At 71.1% G+C, this 19,395-nt stretch carries 22 protein-coding genes and 1 pseudogene; 14 read left to right on the top strand and 9 right to left on the bottom strand.

Going from position 1 to position 19,395, the window contains the following annotated elements; translation table 11 throughout:
* Window positions 1-35 precede the first annotated feature (35 nt).
* The 5 genes from QQ657_RS38935 (at window position 36) to QQ657_RS38915 (ending at window position 3,549) form a co-directional block, all read left to right on the top strand.
* Window positions 36-731 (top strand): GntR family transcriptional regulator, encoded by a 696-nt coding sequence (locus QQ657_RS38935; RefSeq protein WP_284747421.1) that lies wholly within the window; start codon window positions 36-38, stop codon window positions 729-731.
* Window positions 728-1,633, top strand: coding sequence for a dihydrodipicolinate synthase family protein (locus QQ657_RS38930; protein WP_284747355.1), 906 nt, complete (start codon window positions 728-730; stop codon window positions 1,631-1,633). Before QQ657_RS38935 ends, QQ657_RS38930 begins: the two co-directional genes overlap by 4 nt.
* 472 nt (window positions 1,634-2,105) lie before the next feature.
* Window positions 2,106-3,149 carry a fatty acid desaturase family protein gene (locus QQ657_RS38925; protein WP_284747354.1) on the top strand — a complete coding sequence of 348 codons (1,044 nt, stop codon included), beginning with the start codon at window positions 2,106-2,108 and terminating at the stop codon, window positions 3,147-3,149.
* Window positions 3,056-3,394: an RGCVC family protein gene (locus QQ657_RS56810; protein WP_350310740.1), complete on the top strand. Its 339-nt coding sequence runs from the start codon at window positions 3,056-3,058 to the stop codon at window positions 3,392-3,394. The genes QQ657_RS38925 and QQ657_RS56810 overlap by 94 nt, the downstream gene beginning before the upstream one ends.
* Window positions 3,391-3,549, top strand: coding sequence for a DUF6307 family protein (locus QQ657_RS38915; protein ID WP_284747353.1), 159 nt, complete (start codon window positions 3,391-3,393; stop codon window positions 3,547-3,549). The genes QQ657_RS56810 and QQ657_RS38915 overlap by 4 nt, the downstream gene beginning before the upstream one ends.
* On the opposite strand, the gene QQ657_RS38910 is transcribed toward QQ657_RS38915, so the two are convergent.
* Window positions 3,546-3,701 (bottom strand): hypothetical protein, encoded by a 156-nt coding sequence (locus QQ657_RS38910; RefSeq protein WP_284747352.1) that lies wholly within the window; start codon window positions 3,699-3,701, stop codon window positions 3,546-3,548. The genes QQ657_RS38915 and QQ657_RS38910 overlap by 4 nt on opposite strands.
* Before the next feature lie 147 nt (window positions 3,702-3,848).
* On the opposite strand from QQ657_RS38910, the gene lysA reads away from it, so the two are divergent.
* A complete protein-coding gene (lysA, locus tag QQ657_RS38905; protein WP_284747351.1) occupies window positions 3,849-5,192 on the top strand; it encodes a diaminopimelate decarboxylase in 1,344 nt (447 codons plus the stop codon).
* Here lysA and QQ657_RS38900 read toward each other — a convergent pair.
* Window positions 5,170-5,790 carry a TetR/AcrR family transcriptional regulator C-terminal domain-containing protein gene (locus QQ657_RS38900; protein WP_284747350.1) on the bottom strand — a complete coding sequence of 207 codons (621 nt, stop codon included), beginning with the start codon at window positions 5,788-5,790 and terminating at the stop codon, window positions 5,170-5,172. The genes lysA and QQ657_RS38900 overlap by 23 nt on opposite strands.
* Window positions 5,791-5,853: 63 nt before the next feature.
* Between QQ657_RS38900 and QQ657_RS38895 the strand changes: the two genes are divergently transcribed.
* Both QQ657_RS38895 and QQ657_RS38890 read left to right on the top strand, forming a co-directional pair.
* Window positions 5,854-7,215, top strand: coding sequence for an FAD-dependent monooxygenase (locus QQ657_RS38895; RefSeq protein ID WP_284747349.1), 1,362 nt, complete (start codon window positions 5,854-5,856; stop codon window positions 7,213-7,215).
* Window positions 7,216-7,407: 192 nt separating this feature from the next.
* Entirely contained in the window at window positions 7,408-7,884 is a 477-nt protein-coding gene (locus QQ657_RS38890; protein WP_284747348.1) for an Lrp/AsnC family transcriptional regulator, read from the top strand.
* A 51-nt stretch (window positions 7,885-7,935) separates the two neighbouring features.
* On the opposite strand, the gene helR is transcribed toward QQ657_RS38890, so the two are convergent.
* Window positions 7,936-10,140: an RNA polymerase recycling motor ATPase HelR gene (gene helR / locus QQ657_RS38885; protein WP_284747347.1), complete on the bottom strand. Its 2,205-nt coding sequence runs from the start codon at window positions 10,138-10,140 to the stop codon at window positions 7,936-7,938.
* Window positions 10,141-10,278: 138 nt separating this feature from the next.
* Between helR and QQ657_RS38880 the strand changes: the two genes are divergently transcribed.
* Window positions 10,279-10,671 (top strand): VOC family protein, encoded by a 393-nt coding sequence (locus QQ657_RS38880; protein ID WP_284747346.1) that lies wholly within the window; start codon window positions 10,279-10,281, stop codon window positions 10,669-10,671.
* On the opposite strand, the gene QQ657_RS38875 is transcribed toward QQ657_RS38880, so the two are convergent.
* The gene (locus tag QQ657_RS38875; protein WP_284747345.1) at window positions 10,647-11,135 is read right to left on the bottom strand and encodes a DUF6328 family protein; all 489 of its coding nucleotides are present in this window, start codon (window positions 11,133-11,135) and stop codon (window positions 10,647-10,649) included. The genes QQ657_RS38880 and QQ657_RS38875 overlap by 25 nt on opposite strands.
* A 415-nt stretch (window positions 11,136-11,550) precedes the next feature.
* Window positions 11,551-12,117, bottom strand: a pseudogene (locus tag QQ657_RS56805) (helix-turn-helix transcriptional regulator); the annotation flags it as partial.
* Between the two features lie 56 nt (window positions 12,118-12,173).
* Between QQ657_RS56805 and QQ657_RS38865 the strand changes: the two are divergent.
* Together QQ657_RS38865 and QQ657_RS38860 are read left to right on the top strand one after the other, a co-directional pair.
* On the top strand, window positions 12,174-12,701 hold the full coding sequence (locus tag QQ657_RS38865; protein ID WP_284747343.1) for a DinB family protein: 528 nt from the start codon (window positions 12,174-12,176) through the stop codon (window positions 12,699-12,701).
* Entirely contained in the window at window positions 12,698-13,306 is a 609-nt protein-coding gene (locus tag QQ657_RS38860; RefSeq protein WP_284747342.1) for a GNAT family N-acetyltransferase, read from the top strand. Before QQ657_RS38865 ends, QQ657_RS38860 begins: the two co-directional genes overlap by 4 nt.
* A gap of 3 nt (window positions 13,307-13,309) precedes the next feature.
* On the opposite strand, the gene QQ657_RS38855 is transcribed toward QQ657_RS38860, so the two are convergent.
* The 3 genes from QQ657_RS38855 to QQ657_RS38845 all read right to left on the bottom strand — a co-directional run bounded on the left by QQ657_RS38855 (window position 13,310) and on the right by QQ657_RS38845 (window position 16,623).
* On the bottom strand, window positions 13,310-13,702 hold the full coding sequence (locus QQ657_RS38855; RefSeq protein ID WP_284747341.1) for a TIGR03667 family PPOX class F420-dependent oxidoreductase: 393 nt from the start codon (window positions 13,700-13,702) through the stop codon (window positions 13,310-13,312).
* Window positions 13,703-13,770: 68 nt separating this feature from the next.
* Window positions 13,771-15,615, bottom strand: a complete 1,845-nt coding sequence (locus tag QQ657_RS38850; RefSeq protein ID WP_284747340.1) for a DUF2339 domain-containing protein — start codon at window positions 15,613-15,615, stop codon at window positions 13,771-13,773.
* Window positions 15,616-15,660: 45 nt separating this feature from the next.
* Entirely contained in the window at window positions 15,661-16,623 is a 963-nt protein-coding gene (locus QQ657_RS38845; RefSeq protein WP_284747339.1) for a Gfo/Idh/MocA family protein, read from the bottom strand.
* Window positions 16,624-16,723: 100 nt separating this feature from the next.
* Between QQ657_RS38845 and QQ657_RS38840 the strand changes: the two genes are divergently transcribed.
* A complete protein-coding gene (locus QQ657_RS38840; protein WP_284747338.1) occupies window positions 16,724-17,116 on the top strand; it encodes a hypothetical protein in 393 nt (130 codons plus the stop codon).
* Window positions 17,117-17,153: 37 nt separating this feature from the next.
* Window positions 17,154-18,299 carry a tRNA dihydrouridine synthase DusB gene (dusB, locus tag QQ657_RS38835; protein ID WP_284747337.1) on the top strand — a complete coding sequence of 382 codons (1,146 nt, stop codon included), beginning with the start codon at window positions 17,154-17,156 and terminating at the stop codon, window positions 18,297-18,299.
* Here the strand turns inward: dusB and QQ657_RS38830 are convergent.
* Entirely contained in the window at window positions 18,220-18,621 is a 402-nt protein-coding gene (locus tag QQ657_RS38830) for a hypothetical protein (protein ID WP_284747336.1), read from the bottom strand. The genes dusB and QQ657_RS38830 overlap by 80 nt on opposite strands.
* A gap of 109 nt (window positions 18,622-18,730) precedes the next feature.
* On the opposite strand from QQ657_RS38830, the gene QQ657_RS38825 reads away from it, so the two are divergent.
* Window positions 18,731-19,384 (top strand): VC0807 family protein, encoded by a 654-nt coding sequence (locus tag QQ657_RS38825; RefSeq protein WP_284747335.1) that lies wholly within the window; start codon window positions 18,731-18,733, stop codon window positions 19,382-19,384.
* Window positions 19,385-19,395 lie beyond the last annotated feature (11 nt).

Here is a 19,395-nt window from a genome sequence, read left to right as displayed (position 1 = left end):
TGTATGTCGCATCGTATATCAGATCGGACATGCCAGTGGCGAGCACTTCTTCGGCCCGGAGGCCGCCGCCGCCCGTCTCGCGCACGGATTTCGTGCGTGACGCGATCAAGGATTCGATCTTGAGCGGGGAGTTCGGGCCGGGCGAAACACTCGTCGAAGCCGAGGTGGGCGCCCTGCTCGGCGTTTCGAAGACGCCGGTGCGCGAAGCGCTGCGGATCCTGGCCGGTTCCGGCTTGGTCACGATGAGCACGTACAAGGGGGCCGCGGTCCGGGTCATGGACGCCGAGAGCGCGCACGCGGTGTACGACCTGCGTGCGCTCCTCGAGCCCGAAGCTGTCCGGCGCGCTGTCGAGAGCGGTGCCGACTTCGGCGAAGCGCGGCAAGTACTGGCGGACGTCGAGACCGGCGCGAACGCCGCCGACCGCGGCAAAGCCAGCCTGACCAACCGGCTGTTCCACCGCGCGCTCTACTCCGGGTGCGGGAACCCGTTGCTGGTCGAGATCCTGGACGGCCTGCGCGACCAGGCCGCCCTGATCACCGTCACCGGCTGGGGCATCAGCCCGACGTGGCGCGGTGAGGCGGCCGAGCACCGGGCGATCCTGACCGCCGCCGAGAGCGGGAACGCGCGGCAGGCGGAACACTTGCTGCGCAAGCACATCACGGACTTCATCGACCGGGTCGCCGGCGGGCTGCCGGAGGAACACAGCACTGAGACGAAGGGAGCCCGATGACGTTCGAGGAGCAGAGGCGGCGGCTGTCCGGGGTGGTGGCCATCCCGGTCACGCCGTTCGACGCCGAGAGCGCCGTCGACGGCCAGACGTACGCGAAGCTCGTCGACCGGCTGATCACCGGCGGCATCGAAGTCGTGACGCCGAACGGGAACACCGGCGAGTTCTACGCACTGGACGCGGCCGAAGCGCGGCAGTGCCTGGAAGTCACCGTCGAGGCCGTCGCCGGCCGGGGCAGTGTGCTCGCCGGGATCGGCCACGACGTCGCGTCCGCGACGCGGGCCGCCGCGCACGCGCGGGACGCCGGCGCCGACATGATCATGATCCACCAGCCCGTGCACCCGTACATCTCCGGCGACGGCTGGGTCGACTACCACGCCGCGATCGCGGCGTCGGTGCCCGAACTCGGCGTCGTGCTCTACGTCCGCAACCCGGCCATCGCCGGCGAGCAGCTGCACGCCCTCGGCGAGGCGGCACCGAACGTCATCGGCGTGAAGTACGCCGTGCCGGACCCGGTGCGGTTCGGCTCGGTCGCGCGGGACGCGGGCTTCGAGCGGTTCGTGTGGATCGCCGGTCTGGCCGAGCTTTCGGCGCCCGGGTACTTCGCCGTCGGCGCGACCGGGTTCACGTCGGGACTGGTGAACGTCGACCCGGCGATCTCGCTGGAGATGTTCCACGCACTGTCCACAGGGGACTATCCGGCCGCGATGGCGGTCTGGGAGAGGATCCGGCCGTTCGAGGAACTTCGCGCCGCCAACGGGAACGCCAACAACGTCAGCGTCGTCAAGGACGCGCTCGGGCAGCTGGGCTTGTGCCGCCCCGACGTCCGGCCGCCGAGCCGGCTGCTGACGGGCGCCGAACGCGAACGGCTCTTCGGTTTGCTGTCGTCCTGGGGACTTTCGTGAAGATGGCGGCTCATCGGCGCGCTGGAGCGCGGTGACGCCGAAGTCCGGCTCGCCGACGAGCCACCTGATGACCGGAACCACGCCGGAAAGAACTGGCTGTAGCAACCCAACTGGGCGCCTCGGGCGTCGCTGTGCGCGACCACGGGCGGCTGCTCGTCGGCCGATCGGCCGACACGGCTGCGTACGAGCGGGTTCGGACCCGGATTCGGCTCCTGTCTCCGGTCGGAGCGATCCGGCCGGAAGGTCACGGGTGTGTGGTAGATCACCTTCATCCCGATGTGGCTGACTGTACACCTCCTCGGCAGCCTGCGGGGAATTGCCATCAAGGCGGTGGGGTGAGAGGCTTGAACCAGGACGCGGTACCACCGCGACCAGGCCCCAGTGCCCTTTTCCCGGACCGGACCCGGACCCTGTCGGGGACGGAAACCGTTGCTGGACAAGCCTTTACGACTTACCCAGAGCGGTGACATCGATGACGTCCACCCAAGTTCCGGATACCCCTTCCACCGCCGGCAGTGACTTCGCCGAACTCTCGCGGCTGATCAAGGCCGCCGGCCTCCTCCAGCGACGGCGCCGCCACTACGCCGTGCGGATCGGGCTCAACCTCGTCGCCTTCGGCGGGGGCTGGGTCGCGTTCGTCTTCCTCGGGGACTCGTGGTGGCAGCTGTTCCTCGCGGCGTTCTTCGCGATGATGTTCGCGCAGCTGTCGTTCATCGGGCACGACGCCGGGCACAAGCAGATCTTCAGCAGCCGCAAGGCGAACGACGCGACCGGGTTCGTCCACGGTGGACTGACCGGGTTGAGCTACGGCTGGTGGGTGGGCACGCACTCGCGGCACCACGCCAACCCGAACCACGAGGACGAGGACCCGGACGTCGACATCGCCGCCCTCGCGTTCAGCAAGGCGCAAAGCGCGCAGAAGCGCGGGTTCCTGCGCTGGATGGCGAAGTACCAGGCGTTCCTGTTCTTCCCGCTGCTGCTGCTCGAAGGCCTCAACCTGCACGTGTCGAGCGTGAAAGCGGTGCTGCAGAAGGACATCCGCCGGCGCAAGCTCGAGTCCGCGCTCCTGATCGCGCACCTCGTCGCCTACCTCGCCGCCGTGTTCATCGTGCTCTCGCCGCTCACCGGGATCATCTTCATCCTGGTGCACCAGTTCCTGTGGGGGCTGTACATGGGCTGCTCGTTCGCGCCCAACCACAAGGGCATGGAGATGCTGACGGCCGGGCACAAGCTGGACTTCCTGCGCAAGCAGGTGCTGACCTCACGCAACGTGCGTGGCGGGCCGGTGGTCGACTTCGCCCTCGGCGGGCTGAACTACCAGATCGAGCACCACCTGTTCCCGAGCATGGCCCGGCCGAACCTGAAGCACGCGCAGGTGATCGTCCGGGACTTCTGTGCCCGGCACGATATTTCCTACGCGCAGTGCGGCTGGGCGCGTTCCTACGGGTACGTGTTGCAGCACCTGCACGAAGCCGGCGAACCCCTGCGGCGGCGATCGGCCGAGGTGACGGCGTGACGGCCCCGGTGCCGGACGCGCCCGAGGTGCCCCGCGCCGGCACGGAGTGCCCGAGCTGCCCGCACCCGCTCGGCACGCACGACGCGATAGCGCGCCGCTACTGCGCCGCGACCACGGCCGGCCAGGGAGCCGACCGCGGCTGCGTCTGCGGTTCGGTGCAGGACCACCAGAGCCCGGAAGGTCCGCGAGGGCACAAGAGCCACACATCAACAGCCTTCGAAGAGCAAAAGAGGACCGAACGATGATCGCACCCGCCGATTCCCCCACCCGCTACCAACTACGCGTCGACCGCGTGAAGAAGATCGTCATGGAGGACACCAAGCTCGGCGACGCGAAGGCGCTCGCCCTGGCCGTCCGCATGGTGCACGAGCTCGACACCGTCCCGGAGCCGGTCCGCTAGGTCTCCAGCACCTCCGGCAGGCCGAAGGTGGTCACCTCGGCCACCTGCCCGCCGTCGATCGACAGCGCGTCGAGACCGAACGCGCGGAACCGGCCGTCGTGGCAGAGGTATGTCGCCACGGCCGGGCCGCCGTTCAGCTCTGCGCAGGTCACGCGGGGTGTGGCTGAGGTTACTCGCGCGTCAATAACGAGTAAGCGGCCGGCGGAAACCCGTCAGGACGGCATTCACGGGGGAAGCACAGCGAACTAGACAGCGGTGTCCTGACCGGGTCCGATCCGCCGTGATGCCCGGAGGCACCCGTGACGCTCAGCGAGCTTCTTCCCAGCCTCGGCTGCGAAGCCGCCGATCACCTCGAGCCAGGAGTCTGGCCGCGAAGCACCCGACTCGGCGAAGACGGCGAACTCCTCTTCGCCGGCGCGAAGGTCAGCCACCTCGCCGCCCGCTTCGGGACGCCGTCCTACCTCATCGACGAGCAGCAGGTCCGCGACGCCGCCCGCGAGTACCGCCGCGCGCTGCCGGACGTCGAAGTCGCGTACGCGAGCAAGGCTCTGTGTACGCGGTCCGTACTGCGCTGGGTCGCCGAAGAGGGGTTGTCGCTCGACACCTGCTCCGCGGGCGAGATCGCCGTCGCACGCTCAGTCGGCTTCCCCGCGGAGCGCATGCTGTTGCACGGCAACTCGAAGACGCCCGAAGACCTGAAGGCCGCTCTCGCGTACGGAGTCCGGCGGATCGTGGTCGACTCGCTCGACGAGATCGAGCAGCTCGGCGCGCTCGCCCACGGCGCGCAGCAGGTGATGATCCGCGTGACGCCCGGTGTCGCCGCCGGCACGCACGCGGCCATCAGCACCGGCACCGAGGGCCAGAAGTTCGGCTTCTCGCTGCTCGACGGCGTCCCGGACAACGTCGACGCCGCGGTGAAGGCGGTGGGAGGGCAACCCGGGTTGCGGCTCGTCGGCCTGCACTGCCACATCGGCTCGCAGGTCTCCCGCATCGACCGCTACGAAGCCGCCGCGCGCCGGATGGCCGAGGTGCTCGTCCGGATCCGTGACGTCCATGGCGTCACGCTGCGGGAGCTCGACCTCGGCGGCGGGCACGCGGTGCCGTACGTCGGCGGCGAGCCCGCGTTCGACCTCGGCGGCTACTCGCGGCGCCTGCGCGTGGCGCTCGCCTACGAGTGCGCGGCGCACGGCTTCCCGTTGCCGCGCTTGACGATCGAGCCGGGCCGGGCGCTCGTCGGGCCCGCCGGGATCACGGTCTATCGCGTGTGCGCGGTCAAGCGCGGCAGCCGCACGTTCGTCGCGGTCGACGGAGGGATGAGCGACAACGCGCGGCCGTCGCTCTACGGCGCGCGCTACACGACGCGCCTGGTCGGCCGGCGCTCCAAGGAAAAGCGCGTCCCGATGACCGTCGTCGGCCGGCACTGCGAATCCGGCGACGTCCTCGCCGACGGCATCAGCCTGCCCGGTGACCTGCACGCCGGCGACCTCCTGGCCGTGCCGTGCACCGGCGCCTACCACCACTCGCTGGCCTCGAACTACAACCAGGTCGGCCGGCCGCCGCTGGTCGGCGTCCGCGACGGCGTCGCGACGCTGCTGGTGCGCCGCGAAACCGAGGAAGACCTCAGCCGCCGCGACTTGGGCTAACCGCGTCGAGCCCGGCGAGCAGCACGCCGAGCGCGTACCGGAAGTCGTCGTCGACCGTCGAACCGGCGCGTTCGCGCAGGCCACGCGCCATCAGCGGAAAGGGGAACGTGGCCAACGCGATCGCCGCCGCCTCGTCGGCAGGCGCCGGCCGCGTCTGATCCTCGACGGCCCGCCCGAGCACGAAGTGCACCAGCACCCCGGCCGCGCGGGTGGCCTCGCCGAGCGGGAAGCCCGCCTCGTGCAGTACCCCGACCGCGCGCTCGGCGAGGTCACCGAGCGCGCGAGCCGTGGTGAGGTCGGCTCCCAGCGCGACGCGGGCGCCATCGCGGTGCGCTAGCAACGCCTTGTGCAGCGCGAAGCCCGCGTCTTCGAGCCACTTCAGCCACGGACCGCCGTCGGGCAGCCCCGCGACGACCGGTGCGACGATCGCGTCCGTCATGTGGTCGAGCAGCGCGCGCTTGCTCCGGAAATGCCAGTACAACGCGGGTGCCTTGACGCCCAGCCCGGTCGCCAGCCGCCGCACGGTCAGCTTGTCGAGACCCTCGTCTTCCAGCAGTTCCAGCGCGACACGCACCGCGTCGTCGACTTCCAGCGGCATGCTCCTCCTTGACGCTTTAACTTGTTAAGGCCATCCTAGCCCTTAACAAGTTAAGGAGAAAGTATGGATGCCGATGTGATCGTCGTGGGCGCGGGCCCGGTGGGCCTGTTCCTCGCAGCCGAGCTCAAGCTGGCGGGTGCGGAACCCCTGATCCTGGAACGCCTCGAGGCACCTTCCGAAGAATCGAAGTCACGCGGCCTGGGCGCGCTGGCCACCGAAGCGCTTTGGCGACGCGGGCTCGGCCCTCAGCTCGCCGAGGCCGACGTCGCCGGCACGAAGGACCTCGCCCGCGACCACGGCAGCACCCGCGGCCACTTCGCGAACATCTTCAAGATCGTCCCCAGTGCGGACCGCCCCCGGACGAACATCTGGCAGCCGGAGCTGGAACGGGTCCTCGCGAAGCACGCCGAAGGCGTCCGGATCCTGCGCGGCCACGAGGTCACCGCGCTGGAGTCCGATGTAGACGGTGTGACCGTGACCGCCGGGAAGACCTGGCGCGCGCGGTACGTCGTCGGCTGCGACGGCGGTCGCAGCACGGTCCGCAAGCTGGCCGGGTTCGAGTTCCCCGGCACGCCGGCGCTGCTGCGCACGATCGCCGGTCAGGCGCGGTTCGCCGGCGACCTCCCGCCGAGCGGGCGGCACGCCGGCGGGACCTTCCTGCACGGCGGCAGCATGGTCGGGCTCGCCGAGCCCGCGGCGAACCCGGAACCGGTGACCGCCGCCGATTTCGCCGCGAGCATCCGGCGGATCACCGGCGCCGACGTCGTCATCGAGGAGTTCCGGGAGGAACGGCGGTTCGGCGACCAGGCCCGGCAGGCCGACGACTACCGCCGCGGCCGCGTCTTCCTCGCCGGCGACGCCGCGCACGTGCACTCGCCGAGCGGCGGCCAGGGCCTCAACCTCGGCATTCCCGACGCGGCCAACCTCGGCTGGAAGCTCGGCGCCGTCCTCCGCGGCGACAAGCCCGAAGCGTTCCTCGACACCTACACGCGCGAAAGGCACCCGGCCGGCGAAGCGGTGCTACGCAACACGCGCGCACAGTCGGCGTTGCTGGCGCCCGGCCCGCACGTCGACGCGCTGCGGGAGATCGTCGGCGAAGTGCTGGACCTGCCCGAGGCGAACCGGTACTTCGCGGACCTCCTGTCCGGCGTCCGCGAGCGCTACGACTTCCCTTACCCCGCCCCGGCTCCGGCCGGCGAGCACTGCCCGGACCTCGAACTCGTCGACACTGCCGGCCGCACGACCCGGCTGCACGAACACACCCGCACCGGCCGCGGCCTCCTGCTGACCGCGGAGCACCCGGCCGATCCGCGCGTCGACGTCGTGCCGGTGACGAACACCGGACCGCTGCTGCTCCGGCCCGACGGCGTCATCGCCTGGGCCGGCGAAGGTCCCCTCGACGTCGCCCTGGACACCTGGTTCTAAATCGGCCGTGAGCGGGCCCTCGAACCCGCCTCGGAATGACTCGTGAGTTTCCTCCGCAGCCACCGATTCCTCGGCAAATCACGATCCTGGCGCCGGATCACGTGAAGCTGGCGCAGGGGTCTCGCTTTCTGGTCAGGTCTCGATACGCTGCGCACTTGACAAATCACATGCCGAAACACAGGGAGGGACGGCATGGGTGAAGATTCACGTGCGCGCGGACTGGACAACACGGACAGATCGCTGATCGCCCTGCTGCAGCAGGATGGCCGGGCCTCGTTCACCGCGCTCGCGAAAGCGGTCGGGCTTTCGGAGGGAGCCGTCCGCCAACGGGTGCAACGGCTCCTGCGCGACGACCTCATGCAGATCGTCGCGGTGACCGACCCGGCCAACGTCGATCTGACGCGGCAGGCGATGGTCGGGATCAGCGTCGACGGCGCTGATCCGCGCGTAGTCGCCGACAAGCTCTCCGAACTGCCGAACGTGCACTACGTCGTGTTGTGCGCCGGGCGCTACGACTTGCTGGCCGAACTCGTCTGCCGGGACGACGACCACATGCTCGAAGTGCTGGGCGAGGAGATCCGCAAGATCGACGGCGTGTCCGGGACCGAGCTGTTCGTCTACCTGAAGCTGGCCAAGCAGAACTACGCCTGGGGCCGGCTCACGGCGTAGCGGTCGTGAGTGAGAAACAGGGTTAGAACACTGTTTCTCACTCACGAGCGGCTACTGGAACCGGCGGTGGCCGGCCCGCGCGGGCACGCCCGCTTCGGCGAGTCCGGCCAGCGCCGCCGGGAGCGGATCCCGGTGCAGCACCCCGAGGCGCTGCGTGGCGCGGGTGAGCGCGACGTACAGCTCGGCCGCGCCGCGCGCGCCCCCGGCCAGGATCCGCGCGGGCTCGACGACGAGGACCGCGTCGAACTCCAGGCCCTTGGTCGCCGACGGCGGGACCGTGCCCGGCACGCCGGGCGGGCCGATGACGACGCTGGTCCCTTCGCGCACGGCCTCATCGCGGTCGAAATCGTCGATGGCGGCCGGCAGCTCACCGTCCTCGATCCGCCTGGACCACGGCCGGACCCCGCTCGCCCGCACGGATTCCGGCGGCCGCGCGGCCGGCGCGAACTCCGCGAGCAGCGCGCCGGCGACGGTCATGATCTCCGCCGGCGTCCGGTAGTTCACGGTCAGCTCCCGGTAGACCCACCGGTCGGCGACGTAGGGCGCCAGCACCGGCCCCCACGCCGTCGCCCCGGCCGCGCTCCGGCGTTGCGCGAGGTCGCCGACGATCGTGAACGAGCGGCTCGGGCACCGCCGCATCAGCGTCCGCCAGTCCATTTCGGACAGTTCCTGTGCTTCGTCGACGACGACGTGCCCGTACGTCCAGTCGCGGTCCGCGGCCGCACGTTCGGCGAGGTCGCGGGTGTCGCGTTCGACGAACCGGCCGGCCAGGTCCTCGGCGTAGAGCAGGTCGGTGGCGACCAGGCCGAGGTCTTCGTCCAGTTCCTCCCGGTCCAGCTTGATGAGGTCCATGACGCCTTCGGCGTACTCCGCGTCGTCCTCGGCCCGGCGGCGCGCGGCGGCGCGTTCGGCGGAGTCGTCCCGGCCGAGCAGGTCGACCAGCTCGTCGAGCAGCGGCACGTCCGAGACCGTCCAGGCCGCGCCGTCCGCGCGGAACAGCGCCGGATCGGCCCCGGCGGCTTCGAGCCGGCGCGGCGACATGTACAGCGGCGCCAGCAGCGTCTCCGGCGTCAGCTCCGGCCACAGCGCGGCGAGCGTGGCGTCGAGGTCTTCGTGCTCGGCCAGCTCGTCGAGGACGTCGGCGCGCAGGTCGGCCCAGGCCCCGCGGTCCTCGCGGGTCAACCAGCCCTCGCCGATCCGCGCGACGGCCCGCTCGGCGAGGATCGTCACGACGTGCTCACGGAAGACCGCGCGCGCCTCGTTGTGCGGCAGCCCGGACCGGCGGGCTTCGAGCCTGGCCTCGCCGGCGACGCCGGCGTCGAGGTCGACGGTGACGTCGGCCAGCTCGACCGGCACCGGTTCGTCGGGCACCTTCTGCCGGTCGGCGACCGCCGCGGTCAGCACGCCGAGGATCTTCAGTGATCCCTTGAGTTTCGCCACCTCCGGCTCGTCTTCGGCCGTGACGCGCAGGCCCGGTACGAGGTCGCCGGTGGTCAGGAAGACGACGTCGGACTCGCCGAGCGAGGGCAGCACCCGGCCGATGTGGTCAAGGAACAGCGGGCTCGGCCCGACCACCAGCACGCCACTGCGCGACATCCGTTCGCGCTGCGTGTAGAGCAGGTACGCGACGCGGTGCAGCGCGACGGCGGTCTTGCCGGTGCCGGGCCCGCCCTCGACGACCAGCACCCCCGAGTGACCGAGGCGGATGATCTCGTCCTGCTCGGCCTGGATCGTCGCGACGATGTCCCGCATGCCCTCGCCGCGCGGCGCGTTGACGGCCGCGAGCAATGCCGCGTCCCCGCGTTCGCCGTCGCCGGGACGGCCCAGGACTTCGTCGGTGAAATCGACGACGGTGCGCCCCAGCGTGTGGAACTGACGGCGGCGGCGCATGTTTTCCGGCGTCGCCGCGGTGGCGACGTAGAACGGCCGCGCCGCCGGCGCCCGCCAATCCAGCAGAAGGGGTTCGTAGTCGTTTTCGCCGTCGAAGAGCCCGATCCGGCCGATGTACTCCGTTTCGCCCGAAAGGGCGTCCAGCCGACCGAAGCAGAGCCCGTTGTCGGCGACGTTCAGCCGGACGGTCTCACGGGCCCGGACGCGCACGTCGGCATCGCGCTCCACCAGCGTGGTTCCCGGTTCCCCGAGCGCGTTGTGGTAGCGCGCCCCGGCCTGTTCGCGTTCGCGGTCGAGGCGCGCGTACAGCCCGGTGACGTACGCGCGCTCGGCCCGCAATTCCTCGTCGTACCCCTGGTTTGACAAATTCCCCTCACAGCGGTTAGACTGACGCTACATTCGGCGGGTCTTCCTGTTTATTTCGGAAGGCACGTCGATTTTTTATTGTCCACCCGTTGTCAAGACCCCTATCCGAGCCGGAATGACCAGCGGTACTGTTCGCGCATGAGCGGCCCGCGGGTGTTCCGGCTGATCCAGCCTGTCGACGACATCGAGATCGCGGTCGCCTTCTACGCCGCCGTCTTCGGGGACCCGGGCGAACGGATCGCGGTCAACCGGCACTACTTCACCTGCGGTGGCGTCGTGATCGCCTGCGTCGAAGCGCCGCTCGAACACCGGGAACCGCGGCCGCAGCGGGACCCGCGGATCGTCTACGTCGCGGTCGACGACGCCGAGGAGACCTTCCGGCGGGTGCGCGCCGCCGGGCCGCGCTGGATCGACGACGCGATCGAGACCCAGTTCTGGGGCGAACGGTCCTTCTACGCGGACGACCCGTTCGGCAACCCGCTCTGCTTCGTCCAGGAGGACACGCTCTACTTGGGCGGTCCCGTCGGCTGATCGCCGTTGGCGCGGTGGATCCGCAGCGGCATGGCCAGCCAGAGGATCCCGAAGAGCAGCAGGCACAACACGGCCATGATGGTCATGGCGATCCCGCCGTAGACCACCTTCGCGATCAGCGCGACCGTCGACGTGATCGCCAGGGCCAGGCAGACCAGGCCGACCAGCACGAGCCGGTTGCCGACGGTCAGGATCCGCTCCCGGCTGCCCGTCCGGAACAGCAGCCGGTGCCACGCGGCGGGCGCGGTCAGCAGCGCCGTCGCCGCCACCGCGAGGGCGACCGCGGACAGGTGCAGCGCCTTCTCGAACCCACTGGCGTCGTGGAACCGGTCGGTGAACACGACCGAAAGCAGGAAGCCGAAGAGGATCTGCACGCCGGCCTGCGCGACCCGCAGCTCTTGGAGCAGCTCGCCGATGTTGCGCGTCAGCTGCTCGTTGCGGGTCTCGCCGGTGTGTTCCGCCACGGGAGGACGATACGCGGACCCGGCGGTGTTCACCGGTCTTCGGCGGCCGCGAGCAGGCGCTGCCCGAGGACGCGCGTGGCCTGCCGGAGTTCGGGACACCGCACGATCCGGAAGGGCGCCGGGCGAGCTGCTCGGCGTACCAGGCGGGATTGCTGGTGCTGCCGGTCAAGCGGGTCGTCTCGTCGTCGAGGCGCTCGAGCCGCCCGAGGGCGCGGGGCAGGCACCGGCTCATCAGGTCGAGGGGCGCGTCGATGACGACCTCGGCGTCGTACTCCCAGCCGACGGCGAGGTGTTCCTCGACCACGGCGACCGGGTCGAGGTCCCGGGGTGGCTCGAAGGCGTCGTCCAGGATGCCGACGGTGCGGACCCGGTCGATCCGGTACGCCCGCCGTGCGCCCTCCGGGTGTTTGCGGCACAGCAGGTACCAGCGGCCGTGGCGGACGACGACGGCCCACGGCTCGACGTCGCCGGTCCATTCCCGGCCGGCCTCGGAGCGGTAGCCGAGGCGGACCCGCCGGTGGTCGGCGCAGGCGTCCACGAGGGCGGCGGTGGTGTCGGGGTCCGGCCGCGCGGCCGCGGCGTCCGGCGCGGGCGCGGCGGTCCGCCGGACGGCCTCGGCCTGCGCGGCGACCGGCTCGGGGAGCGCCTGCACGATCTTGCCGAGCGCGCCGCCGACCAGGGTCGCGGGATCGCCGGCGTCGTGGTGGCCGTCGAGCACGGCCATGACCAGGCCGAGGGCCTCGGCGGGGCTGAACGTCAGCGGCGGCAGCCGCAGGCCGCGTCCGACCCGGTAGCCGCCGTAGGGCCCGCGGACGGAGACGACCGGGATCCCGGCCTCCCGCAGGATGCCGACGTAGCGCCGGGCGGCGCGTTCGGAGACGCCGAGCTTGCCGGCGAGCCGGTCGGCGGTGATGCCCGGCCCGGCCTGGAGGAGTTCGAGGGTGCGCAGCGCCCGCGCCGTCGGGCTTGTGTCGTCCGCCATGGGAATTCCCGATTCCGGAAGTGGATCGTCCGGAATGGATCCTAAGCTCCGCGGCCATGACCGACACAGACGCGACGCTCGTGGTGGACGGAGGCGAGCTCTCGACGCTCCTGAGCACGCTCGAACGCATCCGGCGGACCTTCGCCTGGAAGTGCGGGGGCCTCGACGCGGACGGGCTCCGCGCCACCATCGCGGCGAGCACGATGACGCTGGGCGGCCTGCTCAAGCACCTCGCCTACGTCGAGGCCGCCTGGTTCGCCGTCAAGCTGCGCGGTGAGCCGATCGGGCCGCCGTGGGACACCGCCGAGCCGGGCTCGGAGTGGTCCACCGCCGCCGGTGACAGCCCCGCCGAGCTGTACGCCCTCTGGGACGCGGCGGTCGTCCGGTCCCGCGCGATGGTCGCCGCCGCCCTGGCCGAGGGCGACGCCGGCCAGCCGGGCAGCTTCACCTGGCCCGACGGGCGAACCCCGAACCTGCGGCGGATCATCGCGGACACGATCGAGGAGTACGCCCGCCACACCGGTCACGCCGACCTGCTCCGCGAAGCCGTGGACGGCCTGGTGGGCGAGGACGCGCCGGCGTGACGGCGGCCGTCAGCATCGTTCCCGCCAACGAGGCGTCGTGGGACGACGTCGCCGCGGTCTTCGGGACCGCCGACTACCCCGGCCGCTGCCAGTGCCAGCGGTTCAAGGTCGCCGGCTGGATCTGGCGCGACTCCACGCAGGAGCAGCGCACCGCGATGCTGCGAGCCCAGACCGCTTGCGGCGAGCCGGACGCCGCGACGAGCGGGCTCGTCGCCTACGTCGACGGCGAACCGGCGGGCTGGGTGGCCGTCGAGCCGCGGACCGCCTACCCCAAGCTGCGCGGCTCGCGCGTCCCGTGGACCGGCCGCGCCGAGGACAAGGACGACGACGGCGTCTGGGCGGTGACCTGCTTCGCCGTCCGCAAGGGCTTCCGCGGCCGCGGGCTCACCTACCCGCTCGCCCGCGCCACGATCGCCTTCGCCCGCGAACGCGGGGCCCGCGCGCTCGAGGCGTACCCGATGATCACCCAGCCGGGCAAGGAGATCACCTGGGGCGAGCTGCACGTCGGCGCCCGCCAGGTGTTCGCCGACGCCGGCTTCGAAGAGGTCAGCCACCCCACGCCGCGACGGGTCGTCATGCGTATCGAGTTGTCTACTGTGGACTGACCCTCACCACCCCCAGGTGCGGTCGGGCACCACGCGGATGCGGACGGAGTACTCGGCGTCGAAGGCCTCCGGCGTCGCGAACCCGATGGCGTCGTAGGACGCGCCGTATTTGTCGAGGTAGCCGGGCGCTTCCGACGCCTTCCCGTCCTCGACGTGCGCCTTCCCGTTGACGACGAGGATCGCGCCGCCGCTTTCGTTGCCGTTGAGGTGGAAGCTCACCTCGGGGTTCGCCTCGAGGTGCCGCAGCTTCGCGGTGTCCGGCTTGCTGAACACCACGATGTCGTCGCCGTCGAGCACGAACCACACCGGCCGCGGCGCGGGCCGGCCCTTCGGCGTGACGGTGGTCAGCCAGCCGATCTTCTCCGCGGCGCGGTCGGCGAGTTTCGGTTCTGCCATCGGTCCTACCCCCTGGTCGTCGGGACTGTGATCCAGCTAACCACGAGGCACCGACAATTCTTCCCGCGTCAGCGGGAGGCGACCAGCCGGGCGTACCGCGTCCCGGCCGCGAGCAGGACCAGCCCCGCGCCGAGGAACGCGCCGACCCGCGCCAGGCCGTCCAGCGCGGACAGGTCGAACAGCACCAGCTTGAGCACCGCGGCGCCGACCAGGACCAGCCCGCTCACACGCAGCCCGACCACCGCGATCCCGCGCAGCAGCAGCACAAGTGCCGCGATCGTCCAGGACACCGTGATCAGCGCGTGGCCGAGGAGGAAGCCGGTGCGGCCGGGGACGGCCAGCAGCGCCCCGCACAGCACGACCCCGGCGGCGCCGTAGAGCGCGGAAACCCCGGCGACGAGCCAGATCGGCAGGTCGTCGGCCGGCCCGCGGAAGACCGCCAGCCGCACCGCCGCCCACGGCAGCGCGACCGAAACCGCGAGGATCAGCAAGGCGACCGCGAGCGCGCCGGCGACGTCACCGGCCGGCCGGATCCGGTGCACCATCAGCAAAGCGGGCGTGACGTCGAAGAACACGCCGATCAGGCCACCGATCGTCGCGAAGCCGAGCGCGGCCCCCAGCGCGAACTTGGTGCGTGCGCCCACCGCGGCCACGACGAGCAGCAGCGCCTCGCCGAGCAGCACCGCGGCGCGGGCCGGCCCGTCGAACTGCGTGACGGTGGCCTGCAGGATCGCCAGCAGCCCGGCGAGCCCGGCCAGCTGCCCGGCGATCCCCGGCCACCAGCGGCGCGCCGTCCAGACGGCCAGGAGCACGACGCCGGCGCCGGCCGCGACGGGCACGGCCTGGACCTTGGGCAGGAGCAGTGCCGCGATCAGCGTCGGGACGACTGCCGTCGCCAGCACGGACAGCGCGGCGGGGTCGTTTTCGCGGCGGCGCAGCACGATCAGGGCGAGCGCGACGCCGACGACGCCCGTGCCGAGCGCCGCGGAGGTGTTCTGCCAGCCGCCGTGCCCCACGGCGGTGCTGATGACGGAGGCGAGCAGCGGCGGCACCCCGGCGGCGAGCGTCAGCGACGACCAGTCGCGGCGCAGCTGCACCGGCGCCGTCGCGAGCTGGACCATCAGCAGGAAGGCGACGAGCTCGGGGGTGAACCCGCGGGTGATCATCGGCGCGCACACCGCGCAGCCGGCAACGACGACCGAGGCCAGCAGCGGCGACTCCCACCGCAGGGCCAGGAGCAGCCCGCCGACGGCGACCGTGAGGCCCACGGCGAGCCCGGCGAGCACCGGCAGGAAGTCGTACAGCGACGTCGCGGCGACGGCGTCCAGGTAGAGCGTCGCGATGCCGGTCCAGGCGAGGGCGAACGCCCCGGTGCGGCCGGCGGGCTTGCGGTGCAGCCAGATGCCGGCACCGGTCAGGGCGAGCCCGAAGGCGGCACCGACGAGCACCCGCGGCATCGGCCCGAGCCAGCCCCGCTGGACGGCCAGCACGAGCAGCAGGACGACGCCGAGCAGCGTCACGGCCCCGCCGACCCAGGCCAGGACGCGGCTGCCCGCGCCCTCCTTGCCGAGCTTTTCGCCCAGCGTCTGGCGCGGCGGAGCGGGCAGATAGGGCGAGGGCGGCGGGACGTAGTGCTGCTGCTGCGGCGGCTGCCAGGGGTTCTGGGGCCACGGCATCTGCTGGGGCCAAGGTTGCGGCTGGGGTTGCGGCTGAGGCGGCACGTGGTGCGGCCGCGGTTGTTCGGCCTGCTTCGGCTGCTCGGCCGGCTTGGGCTGCTCGGGTTGCTCAGCCTGTCGGGGCTGCTCGGCCTGCCCGGCCTGGACGGTGCGGAGTTCGGAGCCCACCACGGCGAGACGACGCCCCAGGTCGTCGATCTCGCCGGCGAGCCGGAGGAGCACATCTTCGGTGGTCATACCGGAAAGAGTCACCCACAAGTGGCCTCCGGCGGATCCGTAGCACTACTCAACCGCGGTGAGTACCCGGTCCATGGTGGTCATGATCGAGACGGTCTCGTCGAGCGGCATGAACGCGCTCTCGGTCTCGCCTGCGGCCAGCAGCCGCGCCACTTCGTCGGCCTGGTGCCGCAGGCCACGACCCTCGTCGAGGTACTCGAAGCGGCTTCGCTCGCCTTCGCGCGGGATGAGCGTGAAGGACGCGGGCGCGTAGAACGGCCCGTCGATCTCGATGCGCGCGTCCGTGCCGACGATCGACGCCGTGGTCGGCGAAACCGCGCTCAACGTGCAGCTCAACACGGCCTGCGCCCCGCTCGCGTAGCCGAACAGCATCGACGTCTGCCCGTCAACGCCCGTGAACGCGGGGGTCACCATGGCGGCGACGCGATCGGGCGTGCCGAGCACCATCGACGCGAACGAAACCGGGTAGATCCCCAGGTCGAGCAGGGCGCCACCGCCGAGTTCGGGGGCGAACAGCCGGAAGGCGGGGTCTTCGGCGAACCACTGCCCGTGGTCGGCGGTGACGGTGACGACGTCGCCGAGGCTCGGCAGCAGCTCCCGGACGTGCCGGATGTGCGGCAGGAAGCGCGTCCACATGGCTTCCATGAGGAAGAGACCGCGTTCCCGGGCGAGCACGACCAGGTCACGCGCCTCTTCGGCGTTCATCGTGAAGGGCTTCTCGACCAGCACGGGCTTGCCGGCCTCGAGCGCGAGCCGCGCGTTGCCGTAGTGCAGGGGGTGCGGCGTGGCGACGTAGACGATGTCGACGTCCGGATCGTTCGCGAGGGCTTCGTAGCTGCTGTGCCGGGTGGGGATGCCTCGCCGGTCGGCGAAGGCTTCGGCACTTTCGGCCGTGCGGGACCCGACCGCGGCGACGACGCCGGAGTCGGTCAGCTTCAGGTCTTCCGCGAAGGACGTGGCGATGCCACCGGTCCCCATGATTCCCCAGCGCAGGGGCTTGTCGGTCATGGTTCGAACCCTACGTCCCGGGCTGTCGGCAAAAGCACGGTGGAAGTTCGCGCCCCCGGTCGGGCAGGGTGGAGGTTCCCCAGCCGAGCGGAGGCTCGCCGTGCCCCGTCGCCGTGTTCCCGAACGCGCCACGCCTGTCGGCGCCGGCCGGATCTTCCTGCCGGTGATGCTGGTCGTCTTCGGCCTGGGCACGCTGGTGCTCCTGGTCGCCGCGATCAGGGTGCTGGCGAGCGACCTGGACCACGGCGGGGACCCGTCGCCGTGGTTCGTGCTGTCGGTGTTCGCGACGGCGATCCAGCTGATCGGGGTGGTCGCGCTGGGGTTCAGCCGTCGATGGGGCGCGAAGGTGCTGGCGGCGGCGTTCGTGGCGAGCGTGCTGCTGGACTTCACGGCGCTCACGGGGCTGACCTCGGGGGCGGTCCTGATCAAGATCATCGTGGCCGGCCTCCTGGCGACGGCGATCCTGGTCCGCTGGGACGACCTCGTCGGTTGACCGCCCCTGGTCGACGTGATCGACACCACAGGCGACAATGGAGACCGTGACCGCCACCCTGAGCAAGCCCACCCTGAAGATCGGCCCCTACCAGGTCGATCCGCCAGTGGTGCTCGCTCCGATGGCCGGCATCACCAACGTCGCCTTCCGGCAGCTGTGCGCCGAGTACGGCGCCGGCATCTACGTCTGCGAAATGATCACCGCGCGGGCCGTCGTCGAACGGCACCCCGGGACCATGCACATGATGACCTTCGGGGCCGACGAAAAGCCCCGGTCCATGCAGCTCTACGGCGTCGACCCCAAAACCATGGCCGAAGCCGTCCGCATCATCGTCGGCGAAGGACTGGCCGACCACGTGGATAGCAACTGGGGTTGCCCTGTCGCTAAAGTCACCCGGAAGGGTGGCGGGGCAGCGCTGCCGTACAAGCGGAAGCTGTTCGCCGACATCATCTCCGCTTGCGTGAAAGCCGCCGAACCGGCCGGGGTCCCGTTCACCGCGAAGTTCCGCATCGGCATCGACGACGACCACCGCACCTACCTCGACGCCGGCCGCATCGCCGAAGCCGAGGGCGCCGCCGCCGTCAGCCTGCACGCCCGCACCGCCGCCCAGCGCTACTCCGGCCAGGCCGACTGGACGAAAATCGCCGCGCTCAAGGAAGCCGTGACCAGCATCCCGGTGCTCGGCAACGGCGACATCTTCAGCGCCGCCGACGCCCTGCGCATGGTCGATGAAACCGGCTGCGACGGCGTCGTCGTCGGCCGTGGCTGCCTCGGCCGGCCGTGGCTCTTCGGCGAGCTCGAAGCCGCCTTCGCGGGCCGCCCGCTGCCGACTCCGCCGAACCTCGGCGAGGTGTCGCGCGTCCTGCGCCGCCACGCCGAGCTGCTCATCCAGCACGACGGCGAGACGAAGGCCCTGCGCGACCTGCGCAAGCACATGGCCTGGTACTTCATGAACTTTCCGGTCGGCTCCGAGCTGCGCCGCGGCTTCGCGATGGTGAACAGCCTGACCGAGCTCGACGACCTCATCGGCCGCCTCGACCACGACGCACCGTTCCCCGCCAACGCCGACGGCCCGCGAGGCCGTCAGGGCTCCCCGGGCAAGGTCACACTCCCGCATGGCTGGCTCGACGATCCGGACGACGACTGCGTCCCGGAGGCGGAAGACATGCACTCCGGCGGCTGAGCTGCAGCAGGCTGAACCCGAACAGCAGCACCCCCAGCGGGACGTGCACGACCGTCACGTGCGCGATGCCCAGCACCACCTGCGCCAGCACCAGCCCGAGGAACACGGTCGCGGAGACGATCGGCCCGGGTGAGCCGCCGCCCGGGCGCCACGCCAGGACCGCCGCCGCCACGTGCACCATCGCCACGACGAACACCGTGTACGCCGCCGCGCTGTGCAGCGAATGCCCGTACGGCGTGGTCAGCAACAGGCCGGCGGTGACCGGCGAGAGGAACACGGCCAAGGTCTGCAGGCCGATCGTGAAACGCAAGAACGTCGCCATACCCGTACGACGACGCGGCCGCGCCGAACGTGAGGTCGTGACATCTGTCATCCCCTGATCGTGGCGGATCGCATCTCTGCGAAACCCCGCGCCGCGACAGGCTCTTCTCATGACGAACGAGAACGCACCCGCCGCCCTGATCAAGACCATCGGCATCGAAATCGCCGTCCCGCTCGGGGTCTACTACGGACTCCACTCGCTCGGTGCGAGCGACTTCACCGCGCTCGCCCTCTCCGGTGTCTTCCCGTTGGCGCGGACGCTCTTCCAGTTCGCCAAGCACCGCACCCTCAACGGGCTCGCGCTCGTCGTCCTCGTGACCAACGTCGTCGGGATGCTGCTGACCTTCGTCTCCGGGGACGCCCGCATGATGATCGCCAAGGACTCGATCGGGAGCGGGATCACCGGGGTCGTCATCCTGATCTCCGCGTTCACCGCGCAGCCGATCATGACGAAGGCCCTGCGCCCCTTCCTCACCCACGGCAAGGCCGACCACGAAGCCGCGTGGGAACGCCTGCAGTCGAACAAGAGGTTCCACATCGTCCTGCGGCGCGGCAGCTTCATCTGGGGTGTCGGCTTCATCTTCGAAAGCACTGCCCGCGTGATCGGTGCCTTCACCCTGCCCGTCTCGACCATGGTCTGGCTGAGCACGGTCCTCTTCGTGGCCTCGTTCGCGGTGATCATGGTGGTCGCCGGGGCTTCCGCGAAGGAAGCCGGCGAGATGGTGGCCCGGGAAGCCGCCGCCGAAGAGCTCGTCGCCGCTTGACCAGCACGAAC

The organism is Amycolatopsis ponsaeliensis, from assembly GCF_030182635.1.
GTDB lineage: Bacteria > Actinomycetota > Actinomycetes > Mycobacteriales > Pseudonocardiaceae > Amycolatopsis > Amycolatopsis ponsaeliensis.
The sequence above is the reverse complement of the archived record's forward strand: the minus strand, read 5'-3'. Positions and strand labels throughout refer to the sequence as shown.